The following is a 16,364-nucleotide window of genomic DNA, read 5'->3' as shown; positions in this document are numbered from 1 at the left end:
GAGGTCGGCAAGCACACCTGGGAACGCCCGTGAAACCTGTCGACAACCACCTGATCTCGCTTTTGCCGCGTCAGGATCGCGCACGGCTGCTCAAGCAATGTGAACCCGTGGAACTGGTACTGGCGCAAGTGCTGTCCGATCCAGGCGAACCGACGCGCCACGTCTACTTTCCCACCCACGGTTTTATTTCCCTGATCGCCATCGTCAAGGGCAGCCCCGGTGTGGAGGTTGGGATGGTGGGCCGCGAAGGCATGCTTGGCGTGCAGCTGGCGCTGGGCGTGGCCACCGCGCCGCTGCATGCGCTGGTGCAGGGCGCCGGTACCGCCTGGCGCATCGGAAACCGGGCCTTCAAGGCCGAACTCGCAGCCAGCGCCCCCCTGCAGCGCAGCATGAACCGCTACCTCTATGTGTTGATGGCCCAACTGGCCGAATCGACAGCCTGCGTGCGTTTTCACCAGATCGGCCCTCGCCTGGCGCGCTGGCTGCTGATGAGCCAGGACCGTTCGCAGGCTTCCAGCTTCGATGTGACGCAAGAGTTCCTGGCCTACATGCTGGGTGTGCGCCGCGTGGGCATCACGGCGGCGGCGGGTGAGTTGCAGCGCAGCGGGCTTATTGCCTACAGCCGCGGCAAGCTCACGGTGCTGGACAGGCAAGGGCTGGAGGCAGCCTCCTGCGGCTGTTATGCGGCTGACCGGAAGGCGTACATGGAACTGCTGGTCAAGTAGGCGGCCAGGCCACAGAGCCTGGGCTTCAGGGCCTGATGAGCGTGTTCTACCGATGCGCCGGCGCCTGGCGGGCAAGGCCATTGGCACTTTTTGGGGCCGGCTTCGCGTTAACTGCCGGCTGCGGGTCTGCAGCGGCTTGTTGAACGGCCATTTCCAGCAGCTTGCTGTAGTTGTCGAGCTTCTTGTACAAAAGCCGAACTTCGAGCATGTTGTGGATCCGCGTCCTGACCTCCACCAGGTCAAATGGCTTGCTGATGAAGTCCTTGGCACCGGCCTGCAAGGCACGCAGCTTGTGGGCCGGCTCCGCCGTCAGCACGATGACAGAGAGGTATTTGTCGTGCTTGTCTTCCTTGAGCGCCTCCATCACCTGAAAGCCATCCATGCCGGGCATCTTCAGGTCGAGCAGGATCAGGTCGTAGCGGTGCTCCGCGTGCAGCGCGGCCACCTCGAACGGATTGGTGGTGGAGCTGACCTGGGTGTAGCCCGCGCCTGCCAGCAGTTGCTCAAGCAGTTGCACATTGACGGGCTGGTCGTCCACCACCAGGATGGTGCCGTTCAGGATGTCGAACTCGGTTTTCATAAGATGGCCTCCTTGATGGGCACGGGATCGGCTTTGGCCTTTGCCAGCTTGAGCACCAGGTCCAGGGTTTCCATGAACTCGTTGATCTTGATGGGCTTGGTGAGGTAACGAAAGAAGCCGGCCTCCAGGCCTTTTTCGATGTCGCGAGGCATGGCATTGGCGCTGAGCGCCACCACCGGAATGTGTTTCGTCAAGGGGTCTTCAGAAAGGATCTTCATGGCTGTGATGCCACTGATGCCGGGAAGGTTGATGTCCATCAGGATGAAGTCCGGCAGAGAGGCCTTGGCAATGGCGATGCCGCTCAGGCCGTCACGCGCGGACAGCAACCGCAAGTCCGGGCGTCTGGCAATCAGGTCCTCCACCAGCATCAGGTTGGCGGGGTTGTCTTCAACATACAACAAGGTACGTGCATGCGGATCGGCCGGCACCTGCGTCTGAAAGCCGTGTGCAAGATTCAGCGGGTCCGCTGGAAGTTTCTGCTCGGTGGTGATGTTCATTTCGATCCAGAACATGCTGCCCTTGCCGACCATGCTTTCCACGCCAATCACGCCGCCCATCAACTCAACCAGCCGTTTGGTCATGACGAGGCCAATGCCCGTGCCCTGCTCGGTGTTGGCTTGCTGCCCGAGGCGGTTAAAGGGCTGAAAGAGCTGGTCTATCTTCTCTTCTGTCAGGCCTTCGCCGGTGTCTTTCACGCAAATCCGGATGTGCCCTGACGGCGTGTCGACACACGTGACCGTCACCTTGCCGTGTTCGGTGTTGTATTTGATGGCGTTGGACAGCAGGTTGATCAGCACCTGCTTGAGGCGGGTGCGGTCTGCACTGACGAAGCGGGGCGAGCCGAACTCCGGGAATGCCACGCTGATACCGCGCTTGTCGGCCTGCGATTCGATCATGGTCTCGCATTCGCGCATCACTTCGGCCAGCAATACCGGCTCCAGCGATAGGGAGAGCTTGCCGGATTCGATCAATGCCAGGTCCAGGATTTCATTGATGAGGTCCAACAGGTACCAGCCGGCCTGGAGGATCTGGTCGACGCTGCGTTTTTGCGAAGGCGTGGGCTGCGGCGTGCCGGACTCGATCAGCTGCGCAAAGCCGAGGATGGCGCTGAGCGGCGTGCGCAGCTCGTGGCTCATGCTCGACAGGAAATCGGACTTGGCGAGGTTGGCCTTCTCGGCCACGGCCATCGCCTCGTTCAGCGCGATTTCGACCTGCTTGCGCACCGAGTTGTCGGTGCCTATCAGCAGGTAGCCAATGACGGTGCCGAAATCGTCACGCAGCGCGGTAATCGAGACGATGGCCGGAAAGCGGCTGCCGTCCTTGCAGATGTAGGTCAGCTCGTAGATATCTTCAATGCCGCGCGAGGCCTTGAAAGCCAGCGCTTCAAAGCCCGGCGTGATGGGGGTGGCGAGTTCCAGGCTCAGCGCCTGGGCCCGCGCCATGACCTCTTGCGGGTCGTGGATGTCGCTCGGGTTGATCTTGTTGACGACCTCGGCCGCCATATAACCCAGCATGCGCTCGGCACCGACGTTGAAAAGCTGGATGATGCCTTTTTCGTCGGTCGCGATGATCGAAAAGTTCTCGCTGGTGAGAATGGCGGTCTGTAGTGCGCCGGTTTTGAGCAGGGCTTCCTGTCGCTTGACTTCTATGCCGTCTGCTCGGGCAATGGCGTCAAGAACGCTCAGGCTGGAAATAGGTGACATGGGCCATGTTTCTGTAGAAGTAACGACGATGCTGCGAGGCGCCGGCTGTGCGGCGGCGCGTCCAGGATCCTGGCCGGGGTGTGAAGTCTTTGGAAAGACTCCGGGAGTATGACAGGACGGGTTTTTGGCGGTCTGTTCGCCAGCGAACATAGGGGGCCGCGCAGGCCCGGGACCGCCTAGCTGTTGGCGCGTCGGTAAAACGCCAGCGAACCGGCCAGCGCCAGCAGCGCGCCGCCGCAGGCGCGGTCTATCCAGCGTGTGGCCGAGGCTTTGAGCAGGCGAATCGCCTTCGCGCCGACAAAGGCATAGCCGAACATGACGGAAAAATCGATGCCGGCGAACACCAGTGCAATCGCGAGGTACTGCGGCGCCTGGGCGGCGGCCGGGTCTATGAACTGCGGCAGCAGGGCTGAGCAGAAAAGGTAGCCTTTGGGGTTGGTCACCGCCACCAGGAAGGATTTCATGAAAATCGCGCGGCCGCCGTGCTGCGTGCCGGCAGCGCCTTCGGTGGGAATTTCAAACCCGCCGCGCGAGCGCAGCAGGCGCAGGCCCAGCCAGGCCAGGTAGGCCGCACCGGCCCACTTGAGCACCGAAAACCAGAACTCGGAAGCGGCCAGCAGCGCGCCCAGGCCCAGGGCCACCGCGCCCACCAGCACAAAATCAGACACCACCGCGCCCAGCATGCCGGGCACGGAGCGGCGCACGCCGTAGCGTGAGCCGTTGGCCAGCGCCAGCAGGACCGTAGGGCCGGGCGTGGCGATGGCCACCAGCGCGACGACGGAAAAAAGCAGCAGGGTGGTGGTGTTCATGCCGCGGCTCCGCAGCCCTCGGGCTTGTAGACGCGCTCGGTCGAGGGCGGGTATTTGGCCAGCTTGCCGGCCGGGCGGCGCGGCCGAACGGCGAATTCACCCCCGCAATTAGGGCAGACGCCCTTGAGTTTGGTGTCGACGCAATCGGCGCAGAAGGTGCATTCGAAAGTGCAGATGCGCGCGTCGGGCGACTCGTTGGGCAGGTCGCGGTTGCAGCATTCGCAGTTGGGGCGGAGTTGGAGCATGGGGTGTCCTGTTTCGGTGAGAGTTGACTCGATGCTAAAGAAAAACTCGTGCGAGGGAAAGTCCGGTATTACTCCTTCCCCCGCTGGGGGAAGGCAGGGATGGGGGCCCACGGCGCTGGACGTTGCGCTGCGCGTATTCAAAGGCCGCAAGCCCTCACCCCAACCCTCTCCCAGGGGGAGAGGGAGCTTTAGGCTCAGCTCAGCTTCTTGACCAGCACCTGGCTCTTGCGGTCCCAGTTGTACTTGCGCTTGCGGCCTTCGGGCAGCCAGTCCGGGTCTACCTGCACAAAACCGCGCTTGATGAACCAGTGCATGGTGCGGGTGGTGAGCACAAAAATGCTTTGCAGGCCGGCCGCGCGGGCGCGCTGCTCTATGCGTTTCAAGATTTTCTCGCCGTCGCCCTGGCCCTGGCTTTGCGGCGAAACCGTCAGCGCGGCCATTTCGGCGGTTTTGGCTTCGGGGTAGGGGTAGAGCGCGGCGCAGGCGAAGATGACGCCGTCGTGCTCGATGATGCTGTAGTTGGCGGCGTCGCGCTCGATCTCGGTGCGGCTGCGCTTGACCAGCGTGCCGTCGTTTTCAAAGGGCTCGATCAGCTGCAGGATGCCGCCCACGTCGTCCTCGGTGGCTTCGCGCAGCTCCTCGAGTTTCTCGTCGATCACCATGGTGCCTATGCCGTCGTGCACATAGATTTCCAGCAGCAGCGAGCCGTCCACCGCGAAAGGCAGGATGTGGCTGCGCTCCACGCCGGCCTTGCAGGCCTTGACGCAGTGCTGCAGGTAAAACGCGGTGTCGGTGGGGCGCTCGCCGTTGGGCAGGGTGGCCAGCAGCTTTTCGGCGGCGGCCAGCGGCAGCTCGGTGTCTATGGGGTTGTCTTCGCTCTCGGGCTGGTCGTGGTGTATGCGTATGCCCGGGATCTCGGTCAGAAAGATCAGCTTGTCGGCCTGCATGGCGATGGCCACCGAGGTGGCGACCTCTTCCATGGTCAGGTTGAAGGCTTCGCCGGTGGGCGAGAAACCGAAGGGCGAGAGCAGCACCATGGCGCCGAAGTCCAGCACCCGGCCTATGGCGGCGGTGTCGACCTTGCGCACCAGGCCCGAATGCTTGAAGTCCACGCCGTCCAGGATGCCGACCGGCCGCGCGGTGATGAAGTTGCCCGAAATCACCCGCACCGTGGAGCCGGCCATGGGGGTGTTGGGCAGGCCCTGGCTGAAGGCCGCCTCGATCTCATAACGCAGCTGGCCGGCGGCTTCCTGGGCGCTGTCGAGCGCGACCTCGTCGGTGATGCGCATGCCGTGGGAATATTTGGCCGCATGGCCTTTGGCCTTGAGCTGCTCGTTGACCTGCGGGCGAAAACCGTGCACCAGCACGATCTTCACGCCCATGCTCTGGATCAGCGCCAGGTCCTGGGCGATGTGCTGCAGCTTGCCGGCGGCGATCGCCTCGCCGGCCAGGCCGACCACAAAGGTTTTGCCGCGGTGCGTGTGGATATAGGGCGCGACCGAGCGGAACCAGGGCACAAAGGTGAAATTGAAGACGGCGGACATGGGCGCGCTTTCGGGTGCTAAAGGGCGGGGCGGGAGCAGCCGGGGCGGGGCGGTCGGAGGCGAAACCCGGCCTCCCGGCGCTGCTTTACCCGGCAAACGGAAAAGTCCAGTGAGTGTAAGGGAGACGGGGCGCGGCATGAAGGCACGGCCGGCGAGCGGCGTACTCCTTTTGGGGCTGGCGAAACCGGGTCCGGCAGGGTATGGTCAGGGGGTCATGGATAAATACGCGATCGGGTTCTGGGGCTGCTATTTCGGCTCGGCCGGCCTGATGCTGGCCGGGTCGGTGTTTGCCTATATCCGGTCCCTGCGGCGCATTGCCGTCAATGCCGCCGCTTCGGCCCTGGCCTCGACCTTTTTTGTGGTGGCCTTCCTGGGCGGCCTGCCGATCGCCGACGCCGCCACCCTGGAGCGCTTCCTGGCCCATGTGGCCAGTCTGGTGTCGGTGTTGCTGGCCTACCTGCTGTTTTCGATCCTGGGCATTTTGCGCAGCCCCGCGTCCCAACGGCGCGCCTTGCTGCTGCTGGCGGGCGTCGCCGGCGGGGTGATTGCGCTGGGCTGGGCGCTGAGCCCGCAGCAGTCCCTGATGCTCAGCCTGGCCGGGGCCGCGCTGATGGGCTGTGCGGCGCTGGTCCTCAGCCTGCGCAGCGCGCTGCGCGGCGACCGCCTGGCCTGGGTGGCGGTGGCCGGCGTGGTTTTCATGCTGATTGCCATCGCCGGCCTGAGCTGGGCGGCACTGGACCGCGCCCACGTGCCCTGGCAGGCGCATGCCGTCAGCGCGCTGGCGGGCACGGCCTACCTGGCCACCATGGCCTCGGTGCTGTGGATCCGCTACTCCTACCTGATCGAGCTGAACCAGGCCCTGGCCTACGGCCCCAGCTACGACCCCGTCACCCGCATGCGCTCCAACAGCGAAACCAACAACATGCTGAACACGGTGTTCAGGCACTACCGCGACCAGCCGGTGCCTATGGGCGTGATCGTGGTGTCCGTCGCCAACCTCTACGTGCTTGAAAAACTCTATGGCCTGGCGGCCGTCAACCATGCGCTGTTTGTCTGCGCGGGGCGGCTGCGCCGCACCGTGCCGGCCCACGTCGAGATGGGGCGCCTGGGCGAAGACGGCTTCCTGCTGCTGATGCGCAACTGCCACCGGACCGGCGACCTGATCCACCTGGCGCGCCGCGTCCAGGCCGCCCTGGCGCGCAGCGTGACGCTCAACACCGGCGCGGAAGCCGGCACGGCGGCAGGCCAGCAGACGCGCTGGGAGGCGGAAGCCGGGATTGGCGTGCTGCGGGTGTCCAAAAGCGACGCGCGCGCCTCTTCGGCGGTGGGCCTGGGGCGCGGCATGTCGCGTGCGGCGCTGGGCTACCCGAGCCGCATCGCCTGGTTTGACGAAACCAGCGGCGAAATCGTCGACATGCCGGTGCTGGCGGCCTGACCGGGCCGGTACGCCGACCCCGCGGCCGCTGCGCCTTCCGGAACAGCCGATAATTGGCGGCTTTGGCCGTCCCGGCCTCCGGCCTTATTTCCTGCTTTCCGCTTTGCCTCCTGCTTTGACCCCCCTGACCATTACTTTCCCCGAATCGCTGCCCGTCTCCGGCAAGCGCGATGAGATCACCGCCGCGATGGCGGCCCACCAGGTCGTCATCGTCTGCGGCGAGACCGGCTCGGGCAAGACCACGCAGCTGCCCAAGATCGCGCTGGCCATGGGGCGCGGCAAGCTCAATTACCCGCCGGGGCAGGGCCGGCTCATTGGCCACACCCAGCCGCGCCGCATTGCCGCCTCCAGCGTGGCCAAGCGCATTGCCGAAGAACTGAAAACCCCGCTGGGTGACGTGGTGGGCTACAAGGTGCGCTTCCAGGACCGGCTCTCGCGCGACGCCTCCGTCAAGCTCATGACCGACGGCATCCTGTTGGCCGAAACGCAGACCGACCCGCTGCTCAAGGCCTACGACACCATCATCATCGACGAGGCCCACGAGCGCAGCCTGAACATCGACTTCCTGCTGGGCTATTTGCGCCAGCTGCTGCCGCGCCGGCCCGACCTCAAGGTGGTCATCACCTCGGCGACCATCGATGCGCAGCGCTTCGCCGACTACTTTGCGTCTTCCAAAGGCCCGGCGCCGGTCATCATGGTGTCGGGCCGCATGTTTCCGGTCGAGCAGCGCTACCGGCCGTTTGAGGAGTCGCGTGAGCATGACCTGAACGACGCGATCGCCGACGCCGTCGACGAGCTCTGGCTCAGCCCGCACAGCGCGGGCGACATCCTGGTGTTTTTGCCGGGCGAGCGTGAAATCCGCGAGGCGGCCGACCATTTGCGCAAACACCTGGCGCACCAGCCGCTGACGCGCAATGCCGAGGTGCTGCCGCTGTTCGCGCGACTGAGCCAGGCCGAGCAGGACCGGATTTTCGACGGCCACAGCGGCCGGCGCATCGTGCTGGCGACCAACGTGGCCGAAACCTCGCTGACCGTGCCGGGCATCCGCTACGTGATCGATGCCGGCACCGCGCGCGTCAAGCGCTACAGCTTTCGCAACAAGGTCGAGCAGCTCATGGTGGAGCCGGTGTCGCAGGCCGCGGCCAACCAGCGCGCCGGCCGTTGCGGCCGCGTGGCCGACGGCATCTGCATACGCCTGTACGACGAGAAGGACTTCCAGGGCCGTCAACCTTTTACTGACCCTGAAATCCTGCGCAGCTCACTGGCCTCGGTGATTTTGCGCATGAAGGCGCTGCACCTGGGCAATGTCGAGGAGTTCGCCTTCATCGAGCCGCCGCAGCGCCGCGCGATTGCCGACGGCTACCAGCTGCTGGCCGAACTCGGTGCGGTGGACGAGGACAACGAGCTCACCGGCGTCGGCCGCACGTTGGCCAAGCTGCCGCTGGACCCGCGCGTGGGCCGCATGATTCTGGAAGCCAAGGACCGCGGCGCGCTGGACGAGGTGCTGGTGATCGCCAGTGCGCTCAGCGTGCAGGACGTGCGCGACCGGCCCATGGACAAACAGGCCCAGGCCGACCAGCAGCACGCCAAGTTCGACGATGAAAAAAGCGAATTCAGCGGCTACCTGAAGCTCTGGAAATGGCTGGGCGATGCGCGCGGCGGCCACGGCACCGACCACAAGCTCTCGAACCGCCAATACGAAAACCTGCTGCGCGAGAACTACGTCAACATACGCCGCGTGCGCGAATGGCGCGACATCCATTCGCAGCTGCACACGGTGGTGGGCGAACAGAAATGGGTTCTGAACGACAAGCCTGCCAGCTATGAGCAGCTGCATCTTTCGATGCTCTGCGGCCTGCTCGGCAACATCGGCTGCAAGAGCGACGAGGAAGATTGGTACCTGGGCGCGCGCGGCATCAAGTTCTACCGCCACCCTGGCGCGCGCCTGAGCAAAAAGCCGGGCCGCTGGATTGTGGTGGCCGAACTGGTGGAAACCACACGCCTCTTCGGCCGTGGCATCGCCAACATCGACCCGGCCTGGATGGAGCAGGTGGCCGGCCATTTGCTCAGCAAACAGCTGCTGGATCCGCACTGGGAGAAAAAAGCCGCGCAGGTGACGGCGCTGGAGCGTGCCACGCTCTACGGCCTGGTGGTCTACAACGGCCGGCGCGTGAATTTCGGCCGCGTCGACCCGGTGACGGCGCGCGAGATTTTCATCCGCGAGGCCTTGGTCGCCGGCAACTGGGACACCAAGCTGCCTTTCCTGGCGGCCAACCAGAAGCTGATCCAGCAGGTGCAGGACCTGGAGCACAAGGCCAGGCGGCAGGACGTGCTGGTTGACGAGGAACTGATCTACGCCCTCTACGACCAGCAACTGCCGGCCGAGGTGCACAGCGGCGCGAGCTGCGAGCACTGGTACAAGGAAGAGTCCAAAAAGCAGCCCAAGCTTTTGTTGCTGACCCGCGAGGAGTTGATGCGCCACGAGGCGGCCGGCATCACCACGCAGTCTTTCCCCAAAACCCTGCGCATGGGCGGCGTCGACTGCATGGTGACCTACCTGCACGAGCCCGGCGACGCGCGCGACGGCGTGACCGTCGATGTGCCGCTGTTCGCGCTCAACCAGGTCAACGAGGAACGCTGCGAGTGGCTGGTGCCCGGCATGCTCAAGGACAAGGTCCAGGCGCTGATCAAGACCCTGCACCAGCGCCCGCGCTCGCGCCTGGTGCCGCTGCCCGACACCGCCGCCCGCATGACGGAGCAACTGCTGCAGCCCGAGGTGTTCGGCAGCGGCTCGTTGACGGATGCGGTGCTCAAGCTGGTGCGCGACGCGACCTCGCTGGATGTCAAGCGCAACGACATGAAGCTGGACATGCTGCCGCCGCACCTGTTCATGAACTTCCGCGTGCTGGACGAGCATGGCCGCCAATTGGGCGCGGGCCGCAACCTGGGCGCGCTCAAAGGCGAGCTCGGATCACAGGCGCGCGGTGCATTCCAGGCGCTGGCCGGGCTCAAGAATCTGGCAAAGGCGCCGGAGCCGGCCGCCAGTCCCGATTCGAACCGGCCTGCGGCCCAGGCAGGGCGCGCACAGGCCGCACCTGAAAAGACGGCGGTCAAGGTCGCGGAGCGCTACACGGGCTGGAGCTTTGGCGAGCTGCCCGAACTCATGGAAATCCGCAAGGGTTCCCAGACACTGATCGGTTTTCCGGCGCTGATCGACCTTGGCGACGCGGTCACGATAGAGGTGTTCGATGAACCCGATGCGGCGGCGGCCAAGCACCGCGCCGGTTTGCGCCGGCTGTTCGCGCTGCAGATCAAGGATGCGCTGAAGTATCTCGAGAAAAATCTGCCGGAGCTGCAGAAGATGGCCACGGCTTATATGCTGGTGGGGCGCGCAGCCGACAACTCCGGCGGCGGCACCCTGGAAGAGTTGCGCGAGCAGATCATCGAGGTCGCGCTGGACCGCGCTTTCCTGCTCGATCCGTTGCCTACGAATGAGGGCGAGTTCAAGAAACGCATAGACGACGGCCGGGGCCGCCTGACGCTGATCGCCAGCGAGGTGGCCCGGCTGGCCGCGGGCATCCTCACCGAATTCGCCGTGGCCCAGCGCAAGATCAAGGACAGCAAAAACGCCGCCGAGGCCGCGGGGGACGCCGCCCAGCAACTGCAGCGCCTGGTGCCCAAACGCTTCCTGACGGCCACGCCTTATACGCAACTGCAGCACTTCGCGCGCTACCTGAAGGCCATCACCTTGCGGCTGGAAAAATGGCGCGCCGACCCGGCACGCGACACCGCGCGCCTGGCCGAACTGCGGCCGCAGGAGCAGCGCTACTGGCGCCTGGTGGCCGAACGCAAGGGTGCGGTCGATGCGCGCATGCAGGAATTCCGCTGGCTGCTGGAAGAGTTGCGTGTGAGCTTTTTTGCGCAGGAGTTGCGTACGCCGCAGCCTGTCAGCATCAAACGGCTTGAAAAAGCGTGGCAGCAACTGAATAGTTAAGCCCAGAGCGTCTGAGCGGACAAAAAAATGGCCTTGCAACGCAAGGCCATTTTTCCTGGTGAATCACCAGCGAAGATGCGGACTGTTGACTAGATGCGTCCCATCAGCAGCAGGATGACCAGAATCAGCACCACGAGGCCGACACCGCCGCTGGGCCCGTAGCCCCAGCTGCGACTGTGGCCCCAGGTGGGCAGGGCGCCGACCAGGATAAGGATCAAGACAATCAGCAGGATGAGCGAAATGGACATTTGGAAGCACTCCTAGTTATTAATGTGCCTTGATTCTTGCCCGGTACCGGGCGCAAACAAGCAGGAGGAGGGCGTGTCCAACCGTCGGCAAGCACTGACAGCCTGCGCCTACAGGTCTACAGTTTTGCGAGGCGCTGCAGCGCCGTGTTCAAGGTCTCGTCTTTTTTGGCGAAGCAGAAACGCACCACGCGCTGGTCGAAGCCGTTGCCGTAGAAGGCTGACAGCGGAATGGCCGCGACGCCGATCTCGGTGGTCAGCCATTTGCAGAACTCGGCCTCATCGAGGTCGCTGACCTCCGAGATGTCCACGCACTGGAAGTAGCTGCCTTCGCTGGGCAGCAGTTTGAAGCGGGTTTTGGCCAGGCCGTCCCGGAACAGGTCGCGCTTGCGCTGGTAGAAAGCCGGCAGGCCCAGGTAGGGCTGCTCATCGGCCATGTAGGCGGCCAGGCCGTATTGCACCGGCGTGTTGACGGTGAAGACGTTGAACTGGTGCACCTTGCGGAACTCGGCGGTGAGGGGTGCGGGCGCGGCCACATAGCCGACCTTCCAGCCCGTGACGTGATAGGTCTTGCCGAAGCTGCTGACGATGAAGGCGCGTGCGGCCAGGCCCGGGAATCGGGCTGCGCTCTGGTGGATGCGGCCCTGGGCCGCGTCGAACACCATATGTTCATAGACCTCGTCGCTGATCAGCAGCACCTCGGTGGGCGCCAGCAGGTCCTGCAGCGCAAGCATGTCGGCCTCGCTCCACACCGTGGCGCTTGGATTGTGCGGCGAGTTGACGATGATGGCGCGCGTGCGCGGCGTGATGGCCGCGGCGATTTTGCCGAAGTCGGGGCGGAAGGTGCCGGGCGTCAGCGGCACGCGCACGACCTTGCCGCCGGCCAGCTCGATGTTGGGCACATAGCTGTCGTAGCAGGGCTCCAGCACGATGACTTCATCGCCGGGATGGACCACGGCCAGGATGACGGTGATGATGGCCTGGGTCGCGCCGGCGGTGATGGTGATCTCGCTGTTGGCGTCGTAGCGGTGGCCGTAGAGCTTGGCGACCTTGGCCGAGATGGCTTCGCGCAGCACCGGCACGCCCGTCATGGGCGGGTACTGGTTCAGGCCCCGGGTCATGGCGCCGGTGACGGCATTGACCAGCTGCGGGTCGCATTCAAAATCGGGAAAGCCCTGGCCCAGGTTGACGGCGCCTTTTTCGGCGGCCAGCGTGGACATGACCGTGAAAATCGTGGTGCCGACGGCGGGCAGCTTGGTTTCCAGCTTTGGAGTGCGTTCGAGGGTGTTAGTCATGATTGCATAGTGAGGGTTTTTTCAAGCAGCCGCCGCGGAACCGGCTTTGCCGGGCCGCCAGCGGCGCCCCTTGAGGGGAGGCGGCCGCAGGCCGCTTCGGGGAGAACTAAATTTCGTAGTCGTTGACGCGGCCGGCCATGGCTTTCGTGATCAAAGCGCGGTCCAGCTTGTCGCTGAGCAGCTCGGCGAATTTATAGACAAAGTTGCGCAGGTAGGCGCTGCGCTTGAAGGCCACGCGCGCCACGTTGACGCCGAACAGCGGGCCGGCCGGGATGGCGATCAGGTCGCTGTTGGTGCCGTCTTCCTTGATGGCCATCTCGGCCACGATGCCGACGCCCAGGCCCAGGCGCACATAGGTCTTGATCACGTCGGAGTCGATGGCTTCCAGCGCGATGCGCGGCTGCAGGCGTTTGGCGGCAAAGGCCAGGTCTATCTTGGTACGCCCTGTGAAAGACGGGTGGTAGGTGATCAAGGGCTCTTCGGCCAGGTCTTCCAGCGAAATGTTTTCCTTTTTGGCCAGCGGATGGTCCACGGGAATCACCAGCATGTGCTGCCATTCGTAGCAGGGCAGGGTCACGAGGTCGTCGTACTGCGTCAGCGATTCGGTGGCGATGCCGATTTCGGCGACTTCGTCCAGCACCATGCGCGCCACCTGATCGGGCGAGCCCTGGTGCAGGCTGACGTTGACCTTGGGGAAGGCTTCGCGCAGCTTGGCGACCGGCTGCGGCAGCACGTAGCGGGCCTGGGTGTGGGTGGTGGCGATGGACAGCGTGCCGCTGTCCTGGGCCGAGAACTGCTCGCCGATGCGGCGCAGGTTGCCGACCTCGCGCATGATGAGTTCTATGCTTTTGAGGACGTGCTCGCCGGGCTCGGTGACGCGCTTGAGGCGTTTGCCGTGGCGCGCGAAGATTTCCACGCCCAGTTCTTCTTCCAGTTCGATGATGGCCTTGGACACGCCGGGCTGCGAAGTGTGCAGCGCTTTGGCGGTCTCGGTAAGGTTCAGGTTGCGCCGGATGGCCTCCTGGACGAATCGGAATTGGTGAAGGTTCATATCGAATTCAGGCTAATCATTCACTTTATTATGCCTGTATTGCGCTAAAGCGGCAGGACCGGCGGGCGTCAGGCCAGGGCGATCGCCGCCATCAAGGCGGTCAGTTCGGGGGACTCCCCGGCGGTGGGCAGCAGCTCCACGGCGATGCCCGGATGGCTGGCCTGGACCTGCCCGACCAGCAGCGGCAAGTCCTCGCGGGCATGCTTGCCCACACCGAAGAACAGCGGAAACACCCGGATGGCGTGCACGCCGTCGGCGGCCAGTGCGGCCGCGGCTTCAGGCAGCGTGGGCGCGCAAAGCTCGAGGTAGGCGCAGCGCACGGGCGTGCCGGGCGCGCTGGCGCGTATCCGCGCGGCCACGGCCTCGATGGGCGCGCGCCACAGGGGGTCGCGCGAGCCGTGGGCCAGCAGGATGATGCCGCGGGGGGGCGTGGGGCTGGTCATGGGCATGCGCTAGCGCCGCAGCACCAGCCAGCCGAAAGCGCCCAGCGAGACGGCCATGTAAAGCAGGCCGGGCGTGGCGGCCGCCAGCCAGGGCATCCAGTTACGCAGGTTGCCGATATAGCCGAACACGTTGTTGAGCAGGAAGAAGCTGATGCCTATCATGACCCCGGCAAACACATAACCGGCGATGCCGCCCGAGCGGAAATGCAGGTAGGCAAAGGGCAGGGCCAGGATCACCATCACCAGGCAGCTCAGCGGGTAGAACACCTTTTTCCAGAATTCGATTTCATAGCGCTGGGCCGTCTGGCCGTTGGCGTCCAGGTGGCGCACGTAGTTGAAGAGGTCTATGGTGCCCATGCGCTCGGGTTTGAGCAGCGCCACAGACACCATCTCGGCGCTGATTTCGGTGGGCCAGCGGAAGCTTTCAAGCACCGCGCGGTGGACCTTGGCGCTCTCCTGCGCCCTGGCCGCGCCGTTCGCGCCGGGCGTGCCGCCGACCTCGAACTCCGCGCGCGTGGCCTGCTGCAACTGCCAGGCATCGCCGGCGCCAAAACTCGCCAGAGGCGCCTGGGTGGTCGAGACGATCAGGCCCTTGCTGTTGAACTCGAACACCTGCACGCCCTGCATCTCGTTGTCGGGGGTGAGGGCCTTCACGTTGACCACATAGGTGTTGTAGGCCTGCTTTTCCTTGAGCCAGGCGCCGGTCTGGCCTATGGTGATCTTGCTCTGGTAGCGTGCCTTGAGCAGTTGCGCGGCCCGCTCACTGGCGGGCGCCACATAGTCGCCGACCACGAAGCTGAACACCACAAACAGCGCGCCCAGGGCCAGCAGCAGCTTCAGTGCGCGCCAGGGGCCCAGGCCGCTGGTCCGCAAAATGGTGTACTCCGAGCTTTGGGCCAGCCGCGCCATGACGAAGATCGTGCCGATCAGCACCGAAATGGGCAGCAGCTCGTACAGGTGGTTGGGCACCAGCAGGCCCACGTACAGCAGCGCATGGCGGATCTGGTAGATCTCGCCGGCATTGATGCCGTTGCTCTTGCCGAGGTATTGCAGTTCGTCGACCAGGTCGAAAAAGAAGAACAGGGCCAGGAAGCCGAGCGCCACCAGGGCGATGGCGGCCAGCACTTCTCCGTAAATCAGGCGGCGTATGGTTTTCATGGCAGCTCGCTGTCGGTGTTGCGCACGGCCATGGGCGCGCGCCTGAGGGGCCGGGCGGGCCTGAGCACCCAGTTGAACTGCCGCTTGGACAGCCAGGCCAGGCCCAGCAGCAGTACGCCGCCGTGCAGGGCCAGCAGGAAGTTGCTGAAGCTGATGAGGCCGACAAAAATCCAGCTTTGCCCGAGGTTGACCAGGTTGTTGTAGACGACGAAGGTCAGCAGCACAAAAATCATGTTGCCGCTGCGCCCGCCGCGCGGGTTCACGCTGGCCAGGGCTACGGCCAATACGACGAAGTTGATGGAGGCCAGCGCCAGCCCGACGCGCCAGGCCAGTTCGCTGAGGTTGCCGCGTGTGGGTGTCTTGATGAGGTCGCGGGTGGACAGCAGTTTGGCTTCCGGCGCGTTTTCGCTGAGCGGGTTGGCGTCGCCGGTTTTGGTGCCGTACTCCTCGAAGTCGCTGATCTTGAGCGCCGGCTGGCCGATCACGTTTTCCAGGCGCTGCCCGTTTTCCAGCATGAGGAACTGGGCGTCGTTCAGGGTCTCGATGCGGCCGGACCGCGCGGTGGTGATGGAGTTTTTGCCTTTTTCGGTGGCGGCGATGAAGACGTTGTTGCTGGAGCGCGCGCCCGCCAGGTCGCGGTCTATGAAGAACACGCGGTTGCCGCTGGAGGACTCCTGGAACTGGCCGGGGGCGATGCGGTCAATGTCGCCGCGCTGCTCGTAGCGGCTTTGCATGTCCTTGGTCTGCTGGTTGGTCCAGGGCCAGACGAAGAGCGCCATCAGCGTGATCACCAGCAGCACCGGCCAGGCAAAACGGAACAGCGGCCGCAGGAAACCGGCCAGCCCCTGGCCGCTGGTGAACCACACCACCATCTCGCTGTCGCGGTACATGCGGGACAGGGTGCTGACCATGGCGATGAAGAGCGAGAGCGTGAGGATGGTCGGCAGGCGGCCCAGCGCGGAGTAGGCCATGAAGAGCATGACGTCCTGCGGATTGATGAAACCGCGCGAGGCCTGGCCCAGGGTGCGGATCAGCACGATGGTCATCACGATGGTGACCAAGACCACCAGCGTGGCGCCGAAACTGCGTGCCAGCTCTTTGCGAATCGAGGATTGGAATAACATTGACTGAAATCTG

14 protein-coding genes are annotated in these 16,364 nt (G+C 64.6%); 3 read left to right on the top strand and 11 right to left on the bottom strand.

Going from position 1 to position 16,364, the window contains the following annotated elements:
* Positions 1–29 precede the first annotated feature (29 nt).
* Complete coding sequence (locus ACSQ27_RS07300) at positions 30–725, top strand: Crp/Fnr family transcriptional regulator (protein WP_436154791.1); 696 nt, start codon at positions 30–32, stop codon at positions 723–725.
* A gap of 46 nt (positions 726–771) precedes the next feature.
* Here the strand turns inward: ACSQ27_RS07300 and ACSQ27_RS07295 are convergent, their stop codons facing one another.
* The 5 genes from ACSQ27_RS07295 to argA form a co-directional block, all read right to left on the bottom strand.
* The gene (locus ACSQ27_RS07295; RefSeq protein ID WP_436154790.1) at positions 772–1,305 is read right to left on the bottom strand and encodes a response regulator; all 534 of its coding nucleotides are present in this window, start codon (positions 1,303–1,305) and stop codon (positions 772–774) included.
* Positions 1,302–3,008, bottom strand: coding sequence for an ATP-binding protein (locus tag ACSQ27_RS07290; protein ID WP_436154789.1), 1,707 nt, complete (start codon positions 3,006–3,008; stop codon positions 1,302–1,304). The genes ACSQ27_RS07295 and ACSQ27_RS07290 overlap by 4 nt, the downstream gene beginning before the upstream one ends.
* 176 nt (positions 3,009–3,184) lie before the next feature.
* Complete coding sequence (locus ACSQ27_RS07285; RefSeq protein WP_436154788.1) at positions 3,185–3,817, bottom strand: LysE family translocator; 633 nt, start codon at positions 3,815–3,817, stop codon at positions 3,185–3,187.
* Positions 3,814–4,062 (bottom strand): DUF1272 domain-containing protein, encoded by a 249-nt coding sequence (locus tag ACSQ27_RS07280; protein WP_436154787.1) that lies wholly within the window; start codon positions 4,060–4,062, stop codon positions 3,814–3,816. The genes ACSQ27_RS07285 and ACSQ27_RS07280 overlap by 4 nt, the downstream gene beginning before the upstream one ends.
* Positions 4,063–4,256: 194 nt before the next feature.
* The gene (argA, locus tag ACSQ27_RS07275) at positions 4,257–5,606 is read right to left on the bottom strand and encodes an amino-acid N-acetyltransferase (RefSeq protein WP_436154786.1); all 1,350 of its coding nucleotides are present in this window, start codon (positions 5,604–5,606) and stop codon (positions 4,257–4,259) included.
* A 214-nt stretch (positions 5,607–5,820) separates the two neighbouring features.
* Here argA and ACSQ27_RS07270 point away from each other — a divergent pair, with 214 nt between their 5' ends.
* Positions 5,821–7,041 carry a diguanylate cyclase domain-containing protein gene (locus tag ACSQ27_RS07270; RefSeq protein ID WP_436154785.1) on the top strand — a complete coding sequence of 407 codons (1,221 nt, stop codon included), beginning with the start codon at positions 5,821–5,823 and terminating at the stop codon, positions 7,039–7,041.
* Positions 7,042–7,156: 115 nt separating this feature from the next.
* On the top strand, positions 7,157–11,035 hold the full coding sequence (hrpA, locus tag ACSQ27_RS07265; RefSeq protein ID WP_436154784.1) for an ATP-dependent RNA helicase HrpA: 3,879 nt from the start codon (positions 7,157–7,159) through the stop codon (positions 11,033–11,035).
* 89 nt (positions 11,036–11,124) lie between these two features.
* Here hrpA and ACSQ27_RS07260 read toward each other — a convergent pair whose 3' ends face one another.
* From ACSQ27_RS07260 to lptF, 6 genes are all read right to left on the bottom strand, one after another.
* On the bottom strand, positions 11,125–11,283 hold the full coding sequence (locus tag ACSQ27_RS07260; protein ID WP_436154783.1) for a DUF3309 family protein: 159 nt from the start codon (positions 11,281–11,283) through the stop codon (positions 11,125–11,127).
* Between the two features lie 116 nt (positions 11,284–11,399).
* Complete coding sequence (locus tag ACSQ27_RS07255; protein WP_436154782.1) at positions 11,400–12,575, bottom strand: pyridoxal phosphate-dependent aminotransferase; 1,176 nt, start codon at positions 12,573–12,575, stop codon at positions 11,400–11,402.
* A 106-nt stretch (positions 12,576–12,681) separates the two neighbouring features.
* On the bottom strand, positions 12,682–13,626 hold the full coding sequence (locus tag ACSQ27_RS07250; protein ID WP_436154781.1) for a CysB family HTH-type transcriptional regulator: 945 nt from the start codon (positions 13,624–13,626) through the stop codon (positions 12,682–12,684).
* A 68-nt stretch (positions 13,627–13,694) separates the two neighbouring features.
* A complete protein-coding gene (locus ACSQ27_RS07245) occupies positions 13,695–14,069 on the bottom strand; it encodes a sirohydrochlorin chelatase (RefSeq protein WP_436154780.1) in 375 nt (124 codons plus the stop codon).
* A 9-nt stretch (positions 14,070–14,078) separates the two neighbouring features.
* A complete protein-coding gene (lptG, locus tag ACSQ27_RS07240; RefSeq protein WP_436154779.1) occupies positions 14,079–15,227 on the bottom strand; it encodes an LPS export ABC transporter permease LptG in 1,149 nt (382 codons plus the stop codon).
* Positions 15,224–16,351: an LPS export ABC transporter permease LptF gene (gene lptF / locus ACSQ27_RS07235; RefSeq protein WP_436154778.1), complete on the bottom strand. Its 1,128-nt coding sequence runs from the start codon at positions 16,349–16,351 to the stop codon at positions 15,224–15,226. Before lptF ends, lptG begins: the two co-directional genes overlap by 4 nt.
* Positions 16,352–16,364: the final 13 nt, after the last annotated feature.

The organism is Polaromonas sp. LjRoot131, from assembly GCF_964252805.1.
Taxonomy (GTDB): domain Bacteria; phylum Pseudomonadota; class Gammaproteobacteria; order Burkholderiales; family Burkholderiaceae_C; genus Polaromonas.
Note: the sequence above shows the minus strand (reverse complement) of the source record. Positions and strands in the feature narration are given on the sequence as shown.